At 65.3% G+C, this 21,518-nt stretch carries 22 protein-coding genes; 4 read left to right on the forward strand and 18 right to left on the reverse strand.

Annotated elements, in window-relative coordinates; translation table 11 throughout:
• The first annotated feature begins 79 nt into the window (after window positions 1-79).
• Complete coding sequence (locus QCE83_RS15885) at window positions 80-364, forward strand: hypothetical protein (protein WP_309812564.1); 285 nt, start codon at window positions 80-82, stop codon at window positions 362-364.
• A gap of 1,269 nt (window positions 365-1,633) precedes the next feature.
• Here the strand turns inward: QCE83_RS15885 and pepE are convergent.
• From pepE to QCE83_RS15950, 13 genes are all read right to left on the reverse strand, one after another.
• Window positions 1,634-2,350, reverse strand: coding sequence for a dipeptidase PepE (gene pepE / locus QCE83_RS15890; RefSeq protein ID WP_309812566.1), 717 nt, complete (start codon window positions 2,348-2,350; stop codon window positions 1,634-1,636).
• A gap of 52 nt (window positions 2,351-2,402) precedes the next feature.
• Window positions 2,403-3,341: a DUF1177 domain-containing protein gene (locus QCE83_RS15895; protein WP_309812569.1), complete on the reverse strand. Its 939-nt coding sequence runs from the start codon at window positions 3,339-3,341 to the stop codon at window positions 2,403-2,405.
• Between the two features lie 46 nt (window positions 3,342-3,387).
• A complete protein-coding gene (locus QCE83_RS15900; RefSeq protein ID WP_404984877.1) occupies window positions 3,388-5,007 on the reverse strand; it encodes an OPT/YSL family transporter in 1,620 nt (539 codons plus the stop codon).
• A gap of 48 nt (window positions 5,008-5,055) precedes the next feature.
• A complete protein-coding gene (locus QCE83_RS15905) occupies window positions 5,056-5,880 on the reverse strand; it encodes an IclR family transcriptional regulator C-terminal domain-containing protein (protein ID WP_309812573.1) in 825 nt (274 codons plus the stop codon).
• Window positions 5,881-6,231: 351 nt separating this feature from the next.
• Entirely contained in the window at window positions 6,232-6,585 is a 354-nt protein-coding gene (locus tag QCE83_RS15910; RefSeq protein ID WP_309812575.1) for a RidA family protein, read from the reverse strand.
• Window positions 6,586-6,664: 79 nt separating this feature from the next.
• A complete protein-coding gene (locus QCE83_RS15915) occupies window positions 6,665-7,807 on the reverse strand; it encodes an FAD-binding oxidoreductase (RefSeq protein WP_309812578.1) in 1,143 nt (380 codons plus the stop codon).
• Window positions 7,800-9,206 carry an FAD-dependent oxidoreductase gene (locus tag QCE83_RS15920; RefSeq protein WP_309812580.1) on the reverse strand — a complete coding sequence of 469 codons (1,407 nt, stop codon included), beginning with the start codon at window positions 9,204-9,206 and terminating at the stop codon, window positions 7,800-7,802. Before QCE83_RS15920 ends, QCE83_RS15915 begins: the two co-directional genes overlap by 8 nt.
• The gene (locus QCE83_RS15925) at window positions 9,196-9,558 is read right to left on the reverse strand and encodes a (2Fe-2S)-binding protein (RefSeq protein WP_309812583.1); all 363 of its coding nucleotides are present in this window, start codon (window positions 9,556-9,558) and stop codon (window positions 9,196-9,198) included. Before QCE83_RS15925 ends, QCE83_RS15920 begins: the two co-directional genes overlap by 11 nt.
• A 7-nt stretch (window positions 9,559-9,565) precedes the next feature.
• Window positions 9,566-10,702, reverse strand: a complete 1,137-nt coding sequence (locus QCE83_RS15930; RefSeq protein ID WP_309812586.1) for an FAD-dependent oxidoreductase — start codon at window positions 10,700-10,702, stop codon at window positions 9,566-9,568.
• Complete coding sequence (locus QCE83_RS15935) at window positions 10,699-11,496, reverse strand: ABC transporter permease (protein ID WP_309812589.1); 798 nt, start codon at window positions 11,494-11,496, stop codon at window positions 10,699-10,701. The genes QCE83_RS15930 and QCE83_RS15935 overlap by 4 nt, the downstream gene beginning before the upstream one ends.
• 16 nt (window positions 11,497-11,512) lie before the next feature.
• Window positions 11,513-12,385, reverse strand: coding sequence for an ABC transporter permease (locus QCE83_RS15940; RefSeq protein WP_309812592.1), 873 nt, complete (start codon window positions 12,383-12,385; stop codon window positions 11,513-11,515).
• On the reverse strand, window positions 12,372-13,460 hold the full coding sequence (locus tag QCE83_RS15945; protein ID WP_309812595.1) for an ABC transporter ATP-binding protein: 1,089 nt from the start codon (window positions 13,458-13,460) through the stop codon (window positions 12,372-12,374). Before QCE83_RS15945 ends, QCE83_RS15940 begins: the two co-directional genes overlap by 14 nt.
• Before the next feature lie 42 nt (window positions 13,461-13,502).
• Window positions 13,503-14,570, reverse strand: a complete 1,068-nt coding sequence (locus tag QCE83_RS15950; protein WP_309812601.1) for an ABC transporter substrate-binding protein — start codon at window positions 14,568-14,570, stop codon at window positions 13,503-13,505.
• A gap of 172 nt (window positions 14,571-14,742) precedes the next feature.
• On the opposite strand from QCE83_RS15950, the gene QCE83_RS15955 reads away from it, so the two are divergent.
• A complete protein-coding gene (locus QCE83_RS15955) occupies window positions 14,743-15,687 on the forward strand; it encodes a LysR substrate-binding domain-containing protein (protein WP_309812604.1) in 945 nt (314 codons plus the stop codon).
• 39 nt (window positions 15,688-15,726) lie between these two features.
• Here QCE83_RS15955 and QCE83_RS15960 read toward each other — a convergent pair whose 3' ends face one another.
• Window positions 15,727-17,262 (reverse strand): NADH-quinone oxidoreductase subunit M, encoded by a 1,536-nt coding sequence (locus QCE83_RS15960; protein ID WP_309812607.1) that lies wholly within the window; start codon window positions 17,260-17,262, stop codon window positions 15,727-15,729.
• Window positions 17,263-17,636: 374 nt separating this feature from the next.
• Here QCE83_RS15960 and QCE83_RS15965 point away from each other — a divergent pair, with 374 nt between their 5' ends.
• Window positions 17,637-17,870 carry an adhesin gene (locus tag QCE83_RS15965; RefSeq protein WP_309812610.1) on the forward strand — a complete coding sequence of 78 codons (234 nt, stop codon included), beginning with the start codon at window positions 17,637-17,639 and terminating at the stop codon, window positions 17,868-17,870.
• Between the two features lie 109 nt (window positions 17,871-17,979).
• Here QCE83_RS15965 and QCE83_RS15970 read toward each other — a convergent pair whose 3' ends face one another.
• From QCE83_RS15970 to QCE83_RS15980, 3 genes are all read right to left on the reverse strand, one after another.
• Window positions 17,980-18,111: a DUF3563 family protein gene (locus QCE83_RS15970; RefSeq protein ID WP_309812615.1), complete on the reverse strand. Its 132-nt coding sequence runs from the start codon at window positions 18,109-18,111 to the stop codon at window positions 17,980-17,982.
• 68 nt (window positions 18,112-18,179) lie between these two features.
• On the reverse strand, window positions 18,180-18,356 hold the full coding sequence (locus tag QCE83_RS15975; protein ID WP_309812618.1) for a hypothetical protein: 177 nt from the start codon (window positions 18,354-18,356) through the stop codon (window positions 18,180-18,182).
• On the reverse strand, window positions 18,353-19,186 hold the full coding sequence (locus QCE83_RS15980) for a class I SAM-dependent methyltransferase (RefSeq protein ID WP_309812621.1): 834 nt from the start codon (window positions 19,184-19,186) through the stop codon (window positions 18,353-18,355). Before QCE83_RS15980 ends, QCE83_RS15975 begins: the two co-directional genes overlap by 4 nt.
• Before the next feature lie 309 nt (window positions 19,187-19,495).
• On the opposite strand from QCE83_RS15980, the gene QCE83_RS15985 reads away from it, so the two are divergent.
• The gene (locus QCE83_RS15985) at window positions 19,496-20,527 is read left to right on the forward strand and encodes an AraC family transcriptional regulator (RefSeq protein ID WP_309812623.1); all 1,032 of its coding nucleotides are present in this window, start codon (window positions 19,496-19,498) and stop codon (window positions 20,525-20,527) included.
• Window positions 20,528-20,531: 4 nt separating this feature from the next.
• On the opposite strand, the gene QCE83_RS15990 is transcribed toward QCE83_RS15985, so the two are convergent.
• Window positions 20,532-21,488 carry a helix-turn-helix domain-containing protein gene (locus QCE83_RS15990; RefSeq protein ID WP_309812627.1) on the reverse strand — a complete coding sequence of 319 codons (957 nt, stop codon included), beginning with the start codon at window positions 21,486-21,488 and terminating at the stop codon, window positions 20,532-20,534.
• Window positions 21,489-21,518: the final 30 nt, after the last annotated feature.

The following is a 21,518-nucleotide window of genomic DNA, read 5'->3' on the forward strand; positions in this document are numbered from 1 at the left end:
CTTAAGAAATGTTCTCCCAAGTCGATATATCTACGAACCGTAGAACCTCATCAAGAACGAACTATTGCTTGCTCCGACGATGCGCGACGATTTCACAGACAGGCTCATTGAAATTCGAAAGAGTGAGCGGCAACGGACGATCGAGTTTTCCCTACGGCTTTGGGGCTTTGCTGCTGCAGTTCTGACGCTATTGACTGGCTTCTGGCTGTTGCAGGGCGACTACGTGATGATGCCCGTTTTTGTCTTCTTCCTTATGGTATCGGTCGGCGTGTGGGGCTGGCTGTCTGGCGGCCTGAAAGCTGCAAACCTTCGCCGAGGAAAACCCAATCCTTCACCTCTCTTACCCGGACCGAGCGGCTACTGATTTGGTTGTTGATTGGTTCATGGCTAGCTGCATACTGGTCGCTGAACAAAGGGTTTGAGCCGAGAGGAATTTCCCTAACGGCTGTACCTCTGTTGTCAGTGCTAATTGGCTTCGCAGCCTGGAGACTCAGATCCCGGGATGTGTCTCGACAGGCTTGGATCCGAGATCATCTGCCGACCATTGCACTTCTGTCCATGCTGACCCCGGCAGTGAGCATCGTTTTCGGCTATTACTTCTCACAGAATTGGGGAAGTGTGCACTCCGCACCCGAACGTATAGCGAAGAAGAGCGATGGTCGCCCCGTTATTAATTCTTTACACAGTGTCAATTCTCGATCGAGTTCCAAAGTGATCGAGTATGGGCATGGTCACATTGCATCTCGCAAGATAATTGGCGTGCGCTCAAGCCTGGAGCTTCAGTGCAAATCGAGAGACGACGATCATGGTGGGGCGATGTGGTGCAGCCTGCTCCCACAAGTGAAAGAGCCGAGTAGCACCGCGGGTTTGAATGGCTACTTCCAGCGACCTCCAGGGTCCGTGTTGGGTCAATATCTGTCATCGACCGCCCAAATGCCAGTGCGACGCTACGGGTCGCGAGTTCGCATTGGCGGACGGCGTGGCCGGTCATTCGCGACACGCTGACGTGCGAACGGCCGGAAAGCGGCGTTCAGCCGCCTGCCAAAGTCCGATGCTCGAGTGACGGCAATGGCCGAAAAACGCACCGGCGGGCGACTACCTCACGACCGATGCACTTCAATCAAGAGGCACCAAGGCACCGACTGACAAACGGCCGAGAGCAATCAAAACCCGACCCTCGCGCGACCTCCACCTCGCAAATCGAGGCGAAGCGCATGAATCGAGCAAAAAGTCGAGATGATTCAGTAGGAGGTGAGCCGGCGATCCAGAGCTGACCGCCGGGCGAAGCTCGAAACCCAAAGCACGACCTTCACATAACCCTCGGGCTCAAGCCCCAACCGCAAACACCCAGCGCCCGAACCCCCAGGCGCTTTCCCTCAATGACAGCGCCGTTCCCAATGATTATGCACGCGTACTTTATGGCACACGACATGATGATGGGGCGGCGCTGCGAAGGCGGGGGCGACGGACAGGAATGCGAAGCCGGAGGCGAGTACGGCGATGACTGCTTTCTTCATGGGGTGAGGGTTTATTGAGTGGAAGAGGCGCCATACTAGCAACTGGAGATTACGTCCAGCTTTGGGTAATTAATGCCGTACATCCAGGGCAAAACAGCCCGCACGAGCTCCCGCCATCAGCCACCCAAATTCGCCCCAGGCGCCATCACAACCGGCGCTGCCCCATGCGAGAAAAACCTTGCATCATGCGGACCGCGCAAGGTAATAGCAGCAGACGTCACCTCAACCCAATCCCCTTCCGGCAACCCAAGCACCTTCGCTTCCCGATTAGCCACAAGAAACTCTTCGATGCGTTGATCGCGCGTCTCTCCCTGATGTCCTTGCGGTAGCGCGTTGGTGTAATGCGGGTTGATCTGAATGCCAATAAGCCCGAGCGCATCAAAGCCACGAGGATCGACAATCGGCATGTCATTGGTCGTGCAGATAGTGGGACATGCGAGATTCGCGCCGGCGCTCCAGCCGAGATATCGCACGCCGCCTTGCACGGCCTCGCGAATCGCCGAGAGCAACCCTCGCGCGCGACACTGCGCGAGCAATTGAAACGTATTCCCACCGCCTACAACAATCAATTCCGCCTGAGCGACAGCCGCCTGCGCTTCAGCATCGCTTGCAAAGGCATGCACCGAACGCAACGCGATGTTGGCCGGCGCCAGCGCGGCGGCGACGGTATCCGTGTACTCGTCCCAACTCATCGTCACCCCGGCGAACGGCACGAACAGCGCCTGCGTCGTGGTCTGCGCCTGGCTCGGCGTAAGCGCGCGAATCGCGTCCAGCGCATGAACGAGATAAGCGCCATCAGGACTTCTGGAATTACTCAACAAAAGGGCGTTCATCAACAGTCTCCGGATCCGGAAAGAGTCGCGCAATCAGCGCATAAAAAGGCCATCACCCGCACCGCCCCGTGAGATGCACAAGCGACCCATAAAGTTCAAGCAGACGCGCATAGTCCACTTCATCGTAGAACGAACACGTGCCTTTCCCGAACTCCTTGGCAACCTCGACCGCGAACTTCACCACCAGCGCAATATCCGTTTCGTGGCTCGCTCCCGTACCGCAGCCGGGCACGGCAACTTGCGTCGTGAGCGCAACGCCGACAACCGGCGCGCTCGTCGCCGTCGACGGCTGCATGATGCTGTTTATATGATGCACGCCGTTATCGTAGGGCGTGATGTCCTGCGTCGTCACCGGAAACGTAACGGCAGGTTTCCCGGTCGTCGTCTCCATGATGCGCAGCAGGTCTTCCGAGACACGCAGGATATAGCCATCCTTCACCGTCGGCGAGAGGGCATAACCGCTGTGATTGATCACGCGGTTGCCCTTGGTCGTATCGAGCGACAGCACGGCGTCCATCTCGCCCCGGACTTCATGCGCCAGCAGGCGATTCGTTTCCACCGGCGTGTCCATGAATTCGACCGGATCGTGCGGCCGCGTGGGCGCGGTCGGGCAGACATGCGTCGTCAGCACGACGTCGCCGGGCAGCGGGTCGCCGTTGCGGCGCATCTGCGCAAGCTTGAGCGCGGTAGCGACAGTCGCGATGGCGCCATCGGCGTCCGACACCATGCCGATGCGCGACGGCCGCGCCCCAATCCCGCCCAGCCGCCCGACGACGCCAAGCGTCTTAGCAAGGCCGCCGCTATGCTTGCCGCGCTCGCCGGGAATGCCGATCCGCACGAAGTCGGTCGTGCCTTTCGGGCTGCTCAGTTCGAGCACCTCCACACTCACGCCGACACCTGCAAACGGCGCAAGCATGTCAACAACGGTCTGGCCGCTAGCGTAACGGCTGTCGAAGGCTTCAAAAACTTGCAGGGTCTGCGCGAGGCTCATAAAGGGGTTCTCCGTGTCCGGCAATGCAGCCAAAAAGCTGAATGAATCAGCGCGACTTGATGAGCGAGCCGCAGAAGCCGGTCAGCGCATCCGCCGCGATCACGCCCGCTGCGAACACTTCCGTGCGACTCTTTGCGCCGGGTCTGAGACGTCCGATCACAAGGCGCATGCCGATCCCCACCATCAACGCCCAGCCCGCGAATGGACTGGCGATCAGCAGGCCGGTCGCGAACAGCACGCCAAGCTGGCGCTTCGGCCCGCCGGCCCACTGAAGCGCCGCGCCGGCCACGGCCCACACGAGCAGCGCATGGAGGATGCCGGGCGCGACGCCCGCCTGAATCGTCGAGACATACACGCGCGCCACGGGCGGAATCAGCCCTTTCGCAAAGAGCCCGCGATACGCGAGCAGCACGACTGGAATCGCGATGACGAACGCGAGCATCGCGGCGATCAACTGCTGGCGTCGGCCGGCGAGCTCGAACGCCGGATCCTGGCCGTGGCCACGCAGGATGAAGCCTGCCTTCAGGTCGTAGCCCATGTCGGCGAAGGCCGGCCCGGTGGCGGCGGAAAACCCGCACAACATCACCAGCGACACCGCCGGAAAACCGATCAGCATGCCGATCAACAGCGTGATGAGCGCCACGGCGAAGGCCGGGAACCAGCCCGAGTGCATGGCCGCGATCCCGACGATCAGTTCATGCGCGAACGCCGCCGCCGCCGCATACAGCACGAACGCCGCCAGCATGCCCGGCGACATCTCGCCCCACAATCCGCTCAGCAGCGCGACGAGCGCCGCAAGCACGAGATAGGCGATTCCGCCGAAGCGCAGCGAACTCGCGATGGCCGGCGTGCGCGGCGCGTGGCTTGACGGATTCCGGTCACGCAGCACGAGCACGCCGACCTGGATCAGCGCGACGAGCCCCGCGCCGATCATCATGCCGTGCGGAATGAGGGCCTTGCTGATGTCGAAGTGAAACAGCGGCGTCGCATAGCCGCGAATCAATAGGCCGATGCCCAGCATGCCGAGCGCCCACACATTGCCGATGAACGCCGTGCCGAACGCGGACATGGGAATGCCGAGCCACGAGCCGGTCAGTCCCATCACGATGCCGGCGCCGAGCAGGCGCGCCTGCCTGCCGCCCTGGTCGCCGGCCTTGATGGCTTCCGCCGCCGCAACGCCATGCGGCCACGCGCCGGAGGCAGGAAACACGCTGGTGTTGAAGAGCCGGTACAGCATGTACCCATCGAGCAGCATGCCGAGCGCGACGCCCGCGAACATCGGCACGACGAGATCGTCCCGGCCGAACAGGAACGGAATGGCAATGGGCAGCAGCAGGCTGTTGGCCGCGCCGAACGTGGCGGCGGAGATGGCGCTCTGCGCGAGGTTCTGCACATGCACCGAGCGATACGCGCGAAACCAGCGCAGGGGCACGCGCGCGCAGATCATCGCGGCCAGCGCGCCGACGATGGACGTATTCGGCGTCACGCCAACCCGCACCAGCAACTCGATCCCGATAATCGCGCCGATCACGCCCAGCACCGCGAGCAACAGCAGAGTGGACGGGTTCAGCGCCGAGGGACGCACTTGCAACGCGCATGGCGCGGTTTGGATGACGGATGTCGTCGTGCTGGGTGGACGGTGTTCGGACAATTGGGATCCATGCATGACGTGTTCGTGTTTGCGGTGCGCGCGAAGGTGCGCATGAAGGCAGACTTATCTTTCAGCGGCAACCCAATACGGATCGCCGAGCGAGCGGCCGATGGCACGCGCCTGTTCGAGCAGCGCCTGACCCAGTTCGGCGAGCGCGGCGTAGTCCCGCGTGCCCGCCGGGAAGCTCAGGCAGAACGCCAGGCACTCCCCGCTCGATGGATCCGCGACCGCGCAGCCGAGCGAGCACACGCCGTACAGCGCTTCGTTCTCCGCGAGCGCATAGCCACGCGTACGGGTCACGGCGATCTCTTCGAGCAACGCGTCGAGCGTGGCGGGGCCGCGCGCCGGGGCATACGCGTCTTCCCGCGCCGCGCGGATGTCGGCAAGGCCGGCAGTGGGCGGCGTGTTGCCGGGCCGCAGTCCCGCCGCAAAACGCATGCGGATGGCCTGGTCGGTTTCGCGCGCCAGCAGTGCGCGGCCCGTGGACGTGGCCCACGATGCCGAACGATGCCCCGGATGCGTCGTCGCGCGAAAAGCCAGCGAGCCGGGCTGCACGCGCAACACCACGACGTCATTGCCCTCCAGCACCGAGATGTACCCGGTGTGGCCATAGCGTGCGCCGAGCGTTTCGAGCGCCTGCGCGCACATGACGATGAGCGGACTCGCCGAACGCACGAGATGGCTCAGTTCGAGCAGCAGCATGGACGGCCGGTAGGCCAGCGAATGCTTGTCGCGTTCGAGCAGACCGCAGTCGGTCATCTGCTTGAGCACGCGCGATGCGGAACTCTTCGGCATGTCGAGGTGATCGACGAGGTCGATCATCCAGACTTCCCGCTGATGCCGCGCCATGAAGCGCATGACGGTCGTGGCTGTGTCCAGGATGCTCATGTGGCTCGCTCTCCTTATCATGGTTCCGTATTTTGGAACCGGGTTCCAGCGCTTGATTTATCGTAGCGAAGGACGCGCGCGGCGAGAAGCGGCACAAGAGTGTTTTGTGTGGATTGGTCCTGCTTTTCAGAAACTGCGACGTCCGTTCTTTCGGGCCCGGAAACGGGCCGTCAGACTCGGCGTGCAGAAACGGAGAGGAGAGCGCTCAGTGTTCAATACACCGGCGTCTGCTTGGCGAGAAACGCGGCTCATGCTCTTGAAGTCGCGCTCGAAGAAGTGCGGCCACGCCGCTGAACGGCGACGAGAGAAAGACGCCCGGCGGCGAAAAAAGCCGCGCGGGCGGGGGCAGCGTCAGCCCAATGCGATCACGGCGATTTCAACCAGCAAGGTCGGCGATGCCAGTTGCGCCTGCACCGTGGCGCGGGCGGGTGCGCAGCCTTCCGGCACCCACGCGTCCCACACTTCGTTCATGCCGGCGAAATCACGCGCGATATCCGAGAGCCAGATTTGCGCCGACACGAGCCGCGTCTTGTCGATGCCGGCCTTCTCCAGGAAGCCGTCGATCTTCTCGAGCACTTTCGCCGTTTGCAGCTTGATGTCGGGCGTGGGATCGGCGGAAGTCTGGCCGCCGACGAACACGAGACCCGCCGCCTTCACGACGCGGCTCATGCGCTGATTGGTGTCGATGCGAACGATATCGCTCATGCGTTGTTCTCCAATGGGGTGAGTGAAACGAAGCCGCCGCCCGCGCAACATCGCGGGCGCGTGGCACAGGAAAGGTCGGTCAGTGAACCGAGGCGCCGCGTCCGAAGCGGTCGATGGCGAATGCATCGAGCGACAGCGAAGGCGCGCCGTCGAGCATCAGTTCGGACACGAGCTTGCCGCAGCCGGGCCCGAGCTGGAAGCCGCTGCCGCAGTAGCCGAACGAGTAGTAGAGGTTCGCGGCCGTGCGGCTCGCGGAGATCACGGGCAGATCGTCCTGGATGAAGGCTTCGACGCCGGCCCACGCGCGATTGACGCCGAGATGCTTCAGATGCGGAAACAGGTCGGTGACGGTGCGGGCGCTCTTCACGAGCCGCACGAAGTCCACTTCGCCATGACGGTTCGGCAGATCCGCAATGCCGATCAGCTTGCCGCCGATCACCACCGTCCCGTTGTCGAACTGCTTGAACGACAGTGGCCGTCCGGTGCCGAGCAGCGTCGAGCGGCAGAACGGCGCGACGCGCTGCGTCACCATCAGCATCAAGCCTTCGGGGCGCACCGGCACCGTTTCGCCGACTTGCTGCGCGAGTTCTCCGGACCACGCGCCTGCGCTCACCAGCAGCTTCTCCGCGCTGAACACGCCACGCGCCGTCTGCGCGACCCAGCGGTTGCTCCGCTGTTCGATGCGCTTCACCGGCATGCCTTCCAGAAAGCGCGTACCGAGCCGCTGTGCGGCGCGCCGGAAAGCGTTGGTCGTGCGGAAGGGCAGCGCATAGCCGTCGCGCTCGGCCCAGATGCCGCCGGTCACATGCGGCGCGATGGCCGGTTCGAGTTCGAGCACGGTCTTGCGGTCCACGAGTTTCTCGTGCGTGAAGCCCTGCGCTTCGAGCAACGCGACGCGCTGACGGCAGGCTTCGAGATCGTCCTCGGATTCGGCGATCTTCAACTGGCCCGATGCCACGAAGCCGCCGTTCTCGCCGATCAGATCCGTCATGCCGTGCCAGATTTCGCGCGACATCAGCGCGAGCGGAATCTCCGGCAGCGGCCGCCCGAGCGTGCGCACGCCGCCGGCATTGACGCCCGACGAATGGCGCGCGACGTAATCCGCTTCCAGCACGATGACCTTCGCGCCGCGCCGGGCCATGTGGAACGCGCTGCTCGTGCCGTGCAGCCCGCCGCCGATGACCAGCACATCGGCTTCCGTGATCGGGTTGACGTCATTCACCGGCGAGTTCCCCGAGCGTGAGCGGCTTGATCGGCGGACGGATGCGGTAATAGCCGACTTCGGCGGGCGACACGCGCCGCGCATCCGCGATGACTTCCGTCACGGTCAGCCCGCACATGCGGCCCTGGCACGGCCCCATGCCGCAGCGTCCGAACGACTTCGCCTGATTCGGCCCGACGCAGCCCAGTTCGACGAACTCGCGCAACTGGCCCGCCGTGACTTCCTCGCAGCGGCACACGACGGTTTCATCGCGCGGGATGCGGTTGATGTCGCGCGGACGATAGAGGCTGTCGAGAAACGGGCGGATGCGCATCACGCCCGCGAGCGCGCGGCGTAGCGGCGCGGCTTCCGCATCGCGCCGGGCGCTGTCGAGCGCGCCGAGCTGCGCGGCCACGCCAAGCGCCGCCAGCGCGCCCTGCAAGGCCGCCGCCTGCGCGCCGCCGATGCCCGCGCCATCGCCTGCGACGAAGATGCCGGGCACATCCAGCTCGCCCCACGCATCGACCTTCGGCGTGAAGCACAGTTGCGCATCGTCCCAGCGATGCGTCGCGCGCAGTGCATGCGTGAATTGCGTGTTCGGCACGACGCCCTGATGCAGCAGGATCACATCCGCCTCGATGCGATGCGCAACGCCCTGCGTCGTGAAGCGCAGCGCCGCCGCGCGCTCGACTCCGTCCGCGCCGACGCCGGATTCGACACGCAAGTCGTCGGCGGCTTCGAAGATCGGCACGCCTGCTTCGCGCAGCGTGCGGATCAGCTGCAATCCCTTCGACAGGAACGGCCACGCACGCAGCGCCGACAACATGTGCTTCTTCGCGCGCCAGCGGTCTTCGTGGCGCGTCGTGTCGACCAGCGCGCGGATCGGCACGCCGGCCCGAACGTATTGCCAGCCGAGCAGATACAGCAGCGGCCCGCAGCCCGCCAGCACCGGCGGCGCGGCGGGCACTTCGCCCGCGCTCTTCAGCAGGATCTGCGCGGCGCCCGCGCTCAGCACGCCGGGCAGCGTCCAGCCGGGAATCGGAAATGGACGCTCCAGCGCGCCGCTCGCGAGGATCACGCGCTGCGCTTCGAACGAACCGATCTTGCCGTCCTTCAGATAATGGACGCCATGCTCGCGCGTGACTTGCCAGACGCTGGCCTGCGTCACGTGCCGCGCGCCGGACGCCGCGAACGCCTGCGCGATCGCCGTTCCCGCCGCGTAGTCGGGGCCGAGGATCTGCTTGCGGCGCGCATCGGCCTTCCCGATCGCGCGATAGATTTGTCCGCCCACGGCGTCCTGTTCGTCGATCAGCACGGTCGACAAGCCCGCGCGCGCGGCGCGTGTCGCGGCGCTCATGCCGGCGGGACCGGCGCCGATCACGACGACATCGACGGCTTCGGAAGTGAAATCAGCGGCCATGGACGTTCTCCAGCGAAGTATCGAGCGCAACGGCCGGCGGCAGATCGCGCGCGCCTTCCTGCGAGCGCACCCGCATGCCGGCGCGCACTTCCACCATGCAGCTCTGGCGGCTCGGCACGCCGTCGATCTCGACCAGGCATTCGAAGCACGCGCCCATCATGCAGAACGGCGCACGCGGCGCGCCGGAAACCGGCGTGGCCCGGAACCGCGAGACGCCCGCCGCGAGCAGCGCCGCCGCGACTGAACAACCCGCGGGCACGGTGAGTGGCTGATCGTTGAAGGAGATGTCGAGCGTGGCGCCGGTCTCGCCATCGAGAGGCTTGAAGAGTGGGGGATGCGTGTGGACTGTCATGTCGAACTCAATGTGCGGGAGTCAGTTCTTGTGCATGCTCGAAGCGGCGCGCGGAGAAGGTGGGCAGTTCATCCGGGATCGGCGCGCCAGTGATCCACGGCGCGACGCGCATCGCATGCGCGGCGGCCAGCGTCACACCGCTATGGCAGGTGACGACAAACGCGCCCGGATGCGCCTCCGACTGGTCGTACACCGGAAAGCCGTCGGGGCTGTAGACGCGCAGCGCGGCCCACATGCGTACGAGCCGCACGTGCTGCAGCATCGGGAACGCGCGCACGCCGCGACGGGCGATGTCCGACAGCACGGGCGTCGTCGTGAAGTCGTTGAAGCCAACTTCCTCCATCGAGTCGCCGAATTGCACGCTGCCTTCGTCGGTCTGGCGCACGTTGAGCGTCGGATAGTCGAGGAACGGCGCGACGCGCTCGCTCACCAGCACCTGTCCGCGATTGGGCGCGACCGGCGCATTCAGCCCGACGAACGGCGCAAGCGTCCGGTTGCCGAGCCCGGCCGCGAGCACCACGCGCGCCGCGCGATGAGTCCCGCGCCGGCCGTGCACGGTGAAGCCGCCGCGCTCCGGCACGATGCGCTCCACGCGCTCGCCGGAGACGAGCTGCACGCCGCGCGATTGCATCGCCCCGTGCAGACCGCGCAACAGTTTGAGCGGGTTCACGTGGCCGTCCATCGGCGTATAGCTCGCGCCGATCACCGCCGGGCCGATCTGCGGAATGCGCGCGCGCACCTCGGCGGCGTCGAGCATCTGGTACGGGTAGTCGCCGAGTTCGGCTTGCAGCGTCGAGAGACGCTTCTCGCGTTCGGCGAGTTCGGCGTCGTCGAAACAGAAGTGGAAGCCGCCGGGCTGGCGCAGCGCGACATCCACGCCGGTTTCCGCACGCAGCGCCGCGGCGAAGTCGGGCCAGCGCAGCGCCGAACTGCGCGACCAGCGCGCGTACGGCGACAGGCCGTAGCCCTTGCCCTGGATCCACACGAGGCCGAAGTTGCCGCGCGACGCGCGCAGGCCGCCGTCGTCTTCGTCGAGCACGGTGACGCGCGCGCCTTCGCGGGCGAGTCCGTAGGCCACGGCCGAGCCGACCAGCCCGCCGCCGAGAACCAGGACGTCGGGGCTGGCGGTGGAAGAAAGAGTCATCGGGCTTCTCCGATCAGGATTCGGTCCAGTCCGACCATGCGGTCGAGCAGGATCATCAGCAGGACCGTGCCGACGATCAGCACCGCCGACACGGAGGCCACCAGCGGATCGATGGTCTGCGCGATCTGGTTGTACATGGCGACGGGCAGCGTTGTGGTGCCGGGCGTCGCGACGAAGATGGTCATGGTCAGCTCGTCGAAACTCTGGATGAACGACAGCACCCAGCCGCCCGCGACGCCGGTGCGGATCATCGGCAGCACGACGCGCCGGAACGCGGTGAAGCGGCTTGCGCCACAGGAAAGGGCGGCGCGTTCCGCATCGCGATCGAGGCCGACGGCCGCGGACAGCGCGAGTCGCAGCGCATACGGCAGCACGATGATCACGTGCGCCGCCACCAGCGACCAGAACGATCCCGACAGATGCAGCAGCGACAGGAAGCGCAGGAACGCGATGCCAAGCACGACGGCCGGGATCATCATCGGCGAGAGGAAGAAGCTCGTGAGCGCCGCGCGCCCCGGAAAGCGATAGCGCGCGATGGCCAGCGCCGCGGGCACCGCCAGCAGCACGCCGATGCTGGCCGCCGCGAACGCGAGCCGCACCGAGAGCCAGAACGCCGAGACGATGTCGCCGTTCTCGATGATCGCGTGAAACCAGCGCAGCGAGGCGCCGTCGAAGGGCATCGAGATGAAGCCCTTGTCGGTGAACGCGACCAGCATCACCACGACCAGCGGGGCGGCGATGAAGGTCAGGAACAGCGCGTTGAAGGTGAGGCCGAGCCAGCCGTTTTCTTTCATGACGGGAGTCCTCCGCTCAGTCGAAGATGTGCTTGAAGCGACGTTCCGCGAGCCGGCTGCAACCCATCACGATCGCCACGTTGGCGATCAGCAGCAGCACCGCGATGCTCGCGCCGAGCGGCCAGTTGAGCGTGCCGAGGAACTCGTCGTAGGCGGCGGTGGCGACCACTTTCAAACGCCGTCCGCCGATCAGCGCAGGCGTGGCGAACGCCGAGGCCGACAGCGCGAACACGATGATCGAACCGGACAGCACGCCCGGCATGATCTGCGGCAGCACCACGCGGCGGAACACCTTGAACGGCGAGCCGCCGAGCGAGCGGCCGGCCCATTCCACTTGCGGATCGAGCTTCTGCATCGTGGCCCAGACCGACATCACCATGAACGGCACCAGCACATGCGTGAGCGCGATGATGACGCCGGTCATCGTGAAGACGAGGCGGATGGGTTCGTCGGTGATGTGCAGCGCCTGGAGCACGTTGTTCAGCACGCCGTTGTTGCCGAGCAGGATCTGCCAGCCGAGCGTGCGCACGACCACCGAGATCAGCAGCGGCCCGAGCACGATCAGCAGGCAGACGGATTGCCAGGGCCGCTTCATGCGCGCCAGCACGATGGTTTCTGGCACGCCCAGCACGATGGACAGCAGCGTCACCGCGAACGCGAGGCCGGCCGTGCGCAGGAAGATGGTGCCGTAGTACGGGTCGCTGACCACTTCCCAGTAGTTGCCGAGCGTGTAGGCGGGCGTGACGCCGGCCGTATCGCTGAAGACGCGGAACGACAGCAGCAAGGTGAGCAACAGCGGCACCAGCAGCAGGCCGGTGAACAGCAGCAGCGCGGGCCCGGACAGCAGCCACGGCGCGGCGCCGGGGCGGGCGTCTTCAAGCGTGGCCATGCGCGTTCTCCCGCAGTTCCTGCGTGAGCACGCGCAGGTCGTCGTCGGTCCAGTCGAGGCCGACTTCGTCGCCTTCCTCGGGCGGCGGCGCGCCATGGTTCGGCTGCGCGACGCGCAGCTTGCCGAGCCCGGTCTCCACTTCGAGCAGCCACTGATTGCCGACGAACACACGCGTCGCAATGCGGCCGCGCACGCGTGCCTCGCCGTTGCTGCCGTTGGCGAGATGGACCTTCTCAGGACGGATATAGACGTTCACCGCGCCATCGACGGCACGGCCTTCGTGCGGCACGTGCAGCGTCGTGCCGGCGACATCGACGATCGCGCAGCGCGGATTGCGTTGCAGCACTTCGCCTGCGAACGCATTGGTGCGGCCGAGGAACGTCGACGCGAACGGCGTGGCGGGCCGCTCGTAGGCGTCATAAGGCGTGGACAGCTGCGCGATGGTCCCGCGATGCATCACCGCGATGCGATCGCTCATCGTCATCGCCTCGACCTGATCGTGCGTGACGAGAATGGTCGTGATGCCGAGACGCTTCTGGATCGCCCGCAGTTCGATGTGCATCTCTTCGCGCAGCTTGGCGTCGAGGTTGGACATCGGTTCGTCGAGCAGGAGCAGTTGGGGCTGCATCGCGATGGCGCGCGCGATCGCCACGCGCTGCCGCTGTCCGCCCGAGAGCTCCTTCGGATAGCGATGCCCGAGGCCGTTGAGACGCACCAGCGCGAGCGCTTCGGCCACGCGTTCATCGCGTTCCTTGCGCTTCACCTTGCGCATCTCCAGACCGAAGCCGACATTGCCGGCCACCGTCATGTGCGGAAACAGCGCATAGCTTTGAAACACCACGCCGAGGCCGCGTTTCTCCGGGCGTTCGTGGGTGATGTCGCGGCCATCGAGCAGGATGCGGCCGGTGGTCGGCGTGACGAAGCCGGCCACCATCTGCAGCGTCGTGGTCTTGCCGCAGCCCGACGGGCCGAGCAGGGACAGCAGTTCGCCGCGCTCGACCGAGAGATCGAGCTGTTCGATCGCCGTGAAATCGCCGTAGCGTTTCGAAATGCCTTGCAATGTCAGAAAGGCCATGTGCCTCGCTCCTTCGTCACGTCAACGGATCGCGTGTGCGGCTCAGCGCTCGACCGAACGGTTCCAGCGTTCGGTCCACTCGGTGCGATGCTGGTTGATCGTGGCCCAGTCCATCGCGGTCAGCTTCGCGACCTGATCGGGACCATAGGGCACGCGCGCGGCGACTTCAGGCGTGAGCTTCACCGTCTTGTTGACGGGACCCAGGCCGATGTTCTGCGCCTGGAGCATCTGGACTTCGGGCGTCAGCAGGTATTGCACGAACTGCTGCGACAGCTGCGGCTGCGCGTTCTCCGCAATGGCGCAGGCGGCCACCTGCAAGGCCACTGCGCCTTCCTTCGGGTAGATGAACTTGAGCGGGAAGCCCGTGTTCTGCAACGCGACGGCGCGGCCGCTGCCATACGGCGCGAGGATCACGTCGCCGGACTGCATCTGGCCGTCCATCTCGCCGGGCGTCGGCGCCCACGAGAGGACATTCGGCGCGACCTGCTTCGTCATCTCGGTGAAGCCGGGATCAATGTTCTTCTCGCCGCCGCCCGACAGGCGCGCCAGCATCACGAGCGTGTGCAGGCCGTAGGTGTTGGTGATCGGCGGGACACCGAGCTTGCCCTTGATGCGCTTGTCGGTGAGCACCTTCCACGAATCCGGCGGCGGCAGGCCGGCCTTCTTGAAGGCTTCCTCGTTGTAGCCGATGCCCGTCGCCACCATGCCGACACCCACCGCCGTCGGCCCGAGTTTCGCGAGCGGATACACGTCCTGCATGATCGGCGCGTCATCGAGCTTCGCGCACAGGTTCATCTGCATGGCCTGGTACATGGGGCCGTCGTCCATCACGGCGACGTTGATCTGCTGATGACCCTTCTGCGCCTGGAGCTTGGCGAGCGTGTCGCTGGAATTGCCCGCGACGTAGACGATCTTGACGTTGTGCGCCTTCTCGAAGGGCGGGATGATTTTCTGCCGGTAGAGCTGCTCGTTCGAGCCGCCGACATTGGCGACATACAGCGTGGTTTCGGCGTGGGCAAGGAGCGGCGCAGCCAGCGCGCCGGTGATCGAGACGCCCGCCAAAGCGGTGCGGGACAGGACGGACAGACGGCGATGCAGCGCGCTTCTCATGACGACGATCTCCAGATCCGGTATGTGGGGGAGCGGGCTGTTGCGCCCGTCGCTGAAAATCAGTGTCGCGCCGTCAAACCATATCGTCCAATACGAATAAAATAGCTATCCATGCAGGAATGATATGGACTCGGCTTAACGAGAACAGGGAAAACACGGGGAGAAACCCACGATGAACCTGAAGCACATCGAGGCATTCCGGGCGGTCATGGTGTCCGGTTCGATGACCGCCGCCGCCAAGGCGCTGTTCACGTCGCAACCCAATGTGAGCCGCCTGATCTCGCAACTGGAACGCGAAACCGGCCTGCAATTGTTCCAGCGCAGCGGCGTGCGGCTGATCCCGACCAGCGAGGGCACGGCGTTCTTCCGTGAAGTGGAGCGCGCGTTTGTCGGCTTGCAGGGACTCGCCAACGCGGCCGCGCAAATCCGCAATCTCGGCAGCGGCCGTCTGCGCATCGCGGCGATGCCCTCGGCGGGCATCACGCTCGTGCCGCATGCGATCAAGCGCTTCGTCGAGCGCTTTCCGGAAGTGACTGTCTCGCTGCACGTGAACACGTCGGGCACGGTGAACCACTGGACGGCGTCGCAGTTCTGCGATCTCGGCGTGGCCGTGTATGTGAGCGAGGCGTCGGATTGCGAAGTGGAGCAGTTATCGAGCGTTTCGGCCGTGTGCGTGATGCCCGCGCAGCACCGGCTCGCGAGCAAGCGCGTGATCCGGCCGGAGGACCTGGAAGGCGAGTCGTTCATCTCGCTGTGTCATGGCGACCGCACGCGCGCGCTCATGGACGAAGTGTTCCAGCGCGCGGGCGTCAAGCGCGTGCTGGCCATCGAGGCGCAGTACACGGCCATGTGCTGTGAAATGGTGCGGCATGGGATGGGCGTGACGCTGGCGCATCCGATCGTCGCGCGGGACTACCGGGGGCCGGAAATCGCGATTCGCCCGTTCTTGCCGGACACGCGTTTTCCTACGTATCTGCTGTTTCCGCCGCATCGGCCGCGCGAACGCTTGGCTTCGGCGTTCGTGGACGTGCTGCGCGAACTGCACGAGGAACTGCTGGAGGATGTGGTGGAGCCGCCGCCGCGGCGGGCGCGGCGCGCGGTGGCGGCCGGCCGCTGACGAGGCGCGCGCGGGCAGGGCGCCCGCGTGTCGGGAAGCTTAGCCGGGCGGGCGGTCGGTTTCGGCCACGCTGTGCGCGTTGTACGAGGCCGCGCCGGCATCGTCCGGAAGGGACGAGCCTTGCGCCGCCGAGAGGAAATGCTCGACCGACGGGCCGATCGCATCCGTGAAGGTCTTCGGATGCACGCCGATGCCGAGCACCAGCACCGCCATCGCGCCGAACAGCACGAACTCGCGCTTGCCCAGATCGCGCAGCGAGGCCACGCGCTCGTTGCGCACCGCGCCGAACATCACGCGCTTGACCATCCACAGCGTGTAGGCCGCGCTCAGGATCAAGGTGGTCGCGGCAATCGCGCCGATCCAGAAGTTCAGGCGGATCGCGCCCATCAGCACCAGGAATTCGCCGACGAAACCGGACGTGCCCGGCAGGCCGACATTGGCCATCGAGAACAGCACGGCGTAGGTCGCGAACTTCGGCATGGTGTTGACGACGCCGCCGTAAGCGTCGATGGAGCCGTTGCGGGTGCGGTCGACCAGCACGCCGGTACACAGCAGCATCGCGCCCGAGACCACGCCGTACGACAGCATCTGCACGACCGCGCCTTCGGTGCCGAGGCGGTCGAACGTGAAGAGGCCGAGCGTCACGAGACCCATGTGCGCCACCGACGAATACGCGAGCAGCTTGCGCATGTCCGTCTGCGCGAGCGCCACGAGACTGCCGTAGATCACGGCGACCAGCGCCAGCGTGATCATCGCGGGGGCGAAGAAGTGCGACGCGTCGGGCACGATGGGCAGCACGAAGCGCATCAGGCCATAGCCGCCCACCTTCAGCATGCCGAGCAGTACGGCCGCGCCGGTCGGGCCTTCAGCGTTGACGTCGGGCAGCCAGGTATGCACCGGCCACATCGGCACCTTGACCGAGAAGGCCGCGACGAAGCAGAGGAAAATCACGACCTGCGGGGTGAAGTCGAGCTTGAGCGCGCGCCAGGCCTCGATGTCGAAGCTGTGCGCCTGCGTCCACAGGTAGACGAGCGCTGCGAGCATCGCGAGCGAACCGACCAGCGAGATCAGGAAGTAGCGCAGCGCCGCGTAGACGCGCCGCTCGCCGCCGCCCCAGGTGCCGATCAGCAGGTACAGCGGGATCAAAGAGGCTTCGAAGAACACGAAGAACAACATGCCGTCGAGCGAGGCGAACACGCCCTGCATGCAGCCCGACAGCACCAGGAACGCGCCGTAGTACTGCGCCACCTGCTTCGTCACCGATTGCCACGACGCGATGAAGATGATGAGCGTGGTGACGGCGGTAAGCACCGTGAACCAGAGCGAGATGCCGTCCACGCCGAGGTGGTACGAGATGCCGAACTGCGGCAGCCAGTCGATCTGCTCGACGAACTGCATGGCGCTGGAGGAGGCGTCGAAGTGGGCGAGCAGCGGGAACAGCGGCAGGATGCCGAGCACCGCGCCGAACAGGGCGACGGCTCGCGAGAGGGTGGCCGACGCGCTGAAGGTCAGCACGAAGATGCCGGACACCACGGGGATCCAGATTAGAAAGCTGAGAACGGACGGCAGATGCATACGGTTGCTTTAGATCGGGTTGCTTTGGATCGGGCAAAAAAACGCGGCGGGCACGCGGTAAGGCGGGCTCGCGACGGACTGCGCGGCGGCTTGATGGACGACGGGCGGGAAAGTTGCGCGTAAGGAAAGGCCTCGCGCGCGTATGAAATGAAAATGAAAGCCTGTTGCCTAGGGTTAACGAGGATAACTCAAAAGAAATAATTTCGTGGAATTTGCCGCGTATCAAGTTCATTGCGCGGCATGGCGTTGACATCGGGGGCGAGGTCGGCATGAGGCGGCGCAATCGTTTGCCGGACGGGGCGTTGCGCGTCTCCGGGCTTGCCCTGATTTGCCTCTCCAGGTCTGGCCCTTAGCCTAGAGCCAAGGAGACACGCATGAAAAAAGCATTCAACATTGCTGTATTTGCGCTCGTTGCCTATCTGGTCGCCGATCGCACCGCGCTGCACGCGCAGGGCCGCGACGTCGATAGCGCGTCTTGTGTCCGCCACGCCTCGCAGGTCGAATTCGACGCGCTCGGCAAGGGCTTGAGCCATGCAGCCGCCAGCAGTCAGGGGGAAGCGTTCAGGGCGCAATGCCTGGTGATGGGGTCGGCGGAGCGCGCTCGCTGACAGGTGGCTTTCGGTTTTTCGCTTTCAATCCCTTTCTCCTGGCTGACGTTCCGGTACGCGCCGGCGCAGCGACGATCCCGAGTAAAACGCCAACCTCTGCGCGCGTCGTTCAGTCATCGAGCGAACGCATGCGGCGTTCGAGTTCGGCGATATCGACGGCGTCGCGCAGATACGAATCGCGACGGCCGTGCTCGGCGAGATCGAGCGCCTTTTCAAACAGCAGGTAGAGATAGAAGATCATGCGTTCCTCCGAACGATGATGTCGCTGCGCGCCTTGCCGAAGTGATCAGTCAGGCAAAGCGCGCATCGTCAGACTGCTACGCCATACACCGACAGCACGAAGCGAAACGCGAAGAAGCACATCGACGAGCACAACGGCAGCGCGATCAGCAAAGAGCCATAGCGAAGCCTCGCGAGGAACACCAACGAGCCCAGCTGCGCGCAGACGGCCGGCGCCGCGAAAAGATGACGTTTGAGCGGGATCATGTTCGTTCCACCACCACTTCGAGATATTCACTGGGCAACACGAGCGTCTGGTCGCCGGAGCAATTGCGGCTGTCGATCAGCGCCGTCAGGTCGTGCAGAAACGCCGCTTGCCGTTCACCTTCCAGCGCGGCGAACGCCTTGTTCATCGGACCGTAGTACGTGCGGAACACATCGATGAAATGCGCCGCCGAGCGATAGCGGAACACGAACTGCCGGCTCATCGCCGAGATGCGCGCTTCATGGCCGCCGAACAGTTCCGCAAGGCGCGCCTCGGTGCCCCATAGCGCCGGCGACTTCACGCCCGCAGGCGGCGCGATGTACTTCCCGATCGTCCTGAACACCTGTCCGATGAAACTGTCCGGCGTCCAGTTCGCCAGCCCGATCTTTCCGCCCGGCCTGCATACGCGCATGAGTTCGCTCGCGGCGCGTTCCTGGTCGGGCGTGAACATCACGCCGAAGGTGGACATCACGACCTCGAACGAGGCGTCCTCGAACGGCAGCGCTTCGGCATCGGCCTGCTCGAAATGCACGTCGAGTCCTTCGGCTTGCGCCCGCGTGCGGCCTGCATCGAGCAGGGACGCGACGTAGTCGGTGGACGTGACCTCGCACCAGCGTCGCGCGGCGGCGAGGGTCGCGTTGCCGTTGCCCGCCGCGACGTCCAGCACGCGGCTGCCCGCACGCAGGTCCAGCGCCTCGCACAATGCTTCGCCGACGATCTGCAACGTCGTGCCGACGACGGCGTAGTTGCCCGTCGACCAGGCGGCTTGTTGGCGGCTTTTGACAGTGGAAAGATCGGTGACGGACGAAATAGCGGAAGCGACTGCGGACATGTCGTGACTCCTGATGAATGAGTTGAGCGAAGGCCGCCCGACGACTCGAACCCGCGGGCGATGCGCATGCCCGCGACGCTTTGTCTTCGGCACTTCCTTCATCGTCGGCGGACCGCGCTGCCTGCTGTTGCCGTGTACGGCGATCGTTTGCAGCGATCCCCCGCAGTTGCGGGTTGGCGTTTCGGTCCGGTGCGCTTAACCTCTTGTCGAAGAGGCATCGCGTGAAGAGAAGTATTGGCGCGCGGGCGAATTTTATGAATGACCGTGCGTCCAGATGTCTTGCGCAGGACGCCGGATCCTGGACTGCTCATGGATGCGCTTTCCGATGTTCTCCGGCTGCTGCGTCTCAGCGGCGCGGTGTACCTGAATGCCGAATTCACGCCGCCGTGGTGCGTGATCGGTCACGTGTCGCCGGCGCTGTGCGCGACCTTCCTGCCGCGTGCCGAGCGCGTCGTGTCGTATCACCTGATCGTGGAAGGCAGTTGCTGGGCTTCCCTGACCGACGACCCTGCCACGGCCATGCGTATCGATGCAGGCGAACTGCTCGTGGTCCCGCAAGGCGAAGCGCATCTGATGGGCAGTTCGCTCGAACTCGCGCCGGTGTCGTCGGATGTGATGGTGGCGAGATATCTGGAGACTTCGCCCGGCGAAGTGATGCGTCTGAGCTATGGCCCGGACCAGCCGGATCGAGCGAACGTGGCGCAGGCAGCAGAGGCCACGCGCATCATCTGCGGCTTTCTTGCGTGCGACGACATGCTCGCCAATCCGGTGCTGTCGTCGTTGCCGCGTCTGTTCAAGGTCGACATGCGCAACGATCCGCACTCGGCGTGGCTCGAATCTTCACTGAAGTTCGCGGCGGCGGAGGCGGCCGAATGGCGGCCCGGCAGTGCAACGGTGCTGGCGCGGTTGTCTGAGCTGCTGTTCGTCGAGGCCGTGCGGCGCTGCATCACCGCGATGCCCGCCGACCGGCGCGGCTGGCTGGCGGGTGTCGGCGACCGCTTCGTCGGCAAGGCGCTGGCCGCGCTGCACGCACAGCCCGGCCATGACTGGACCGTCGATGAACTCGCGCGCCGCGTCGGCCTGTCGCGCTCCGCGTTCGCGCAACGCTTCACGCAACTGCTCGGGCAGGCGCCGATGCAGTATCTCGGCAGCTGGCGCTTGCAGGTCGCAGCACAAGACCTGCTGTCCGGACCGCACTCGATCGCGGCGGTGGCCGAGCGTGTGGGCTACGACTCGGAGGCGGCGTTCAACCGGGCATTCAAGCGCCAGTTCGGCATGCCGCCCGCGAGCTGGCGGCGCAGTCAGGGCAAGGGCGCAGCATCCGACGGCATAGCTGCATAAACGTTCACGCGCGCTCGCGCCGTTGCTTCGACGGGCGTTGCAGCGACGGCGACCGTTCCATCAGACGAGCCTCTTCATCCTGCGCGGCAGCACGTTCAGTCGCAAAATGCCGCCGATACTCCGCCGGCGTCGTCAGCTTCGCGGCCTTGAACTGCCGGTTGAAGTTGGCCACGTTCGCGAATCCCGAACGGGTCGCGATCACGGAGATGGGCAGGGACGTGTCGCCCAGCATCCGGCACGCATGACCGATCCGCACCCGCGCGATATACCGCCCGACGCTCTCGCCGATGTGTTGCACGAAGTAGCGCGTGAGCGTGCGTTCCGAGAGGCTCGCCGCCGCGCACAGGTCCGCGAGCCGCAAGGGCTCGGCGAAGCGTGCGTCGATGAGGGACAACACCCGGTTGATGCGCTCGGGCTCATGGCCGGAGGGGCCGGTATCGGTCTGATTGAAGGCGCTTGGCGAAGCGAGCGGCCGGCCGGGAGCATCGGCGAGGGTGCAGAGAATGTCGAGCGCGGCGCTCAGCCGTTCGCGCGCCACGTGCGACAACAACGGTTCCAGGCGGCCGCGCATCCATTCGCCCGCAGGCGGCTCGAAGGCCAGTCCGCAGGCGGCGCGGCGCAACAGCCGGCGCAGCGGCTCGTATTCGCGGCAGCAATCCGCCATGCGCCGCGCCCAGTCGCCGTCGAACCAGATGACGATGGCCACCTGCGGCGCGGAAGGCTCGACAGACTTGTTCGACGACCACGTATGCGGCAAGTCCGGCGGCACGAGCACGAGATCCTGCGCGGCGTAGTCATCGACGGCATCGCCGATGTAGCGCTTGCCGTGACTGTTCATCGTGAGCGTGAGTTCGTACTCGGGATGATGGTGCCATTCGAACGGAATGCGCGGCAGCCGCCGATGGTATACCCGCACCGAACAATCCTCGCCGAACTCCACGTGTTCATAAGCTGGTTTCATGGCCGGATACGCGAAGAGATTGCCTGAATA

Source organism: Caballeronia sp. LZ034LL (genome assembly GCF_031451215.1).
Taxonomy (GTDB): Bacteria; Pseudomonadota; Gammaproteobacteria; order Burkholderiales; family Burkholderiaceae; genus Caballeronia.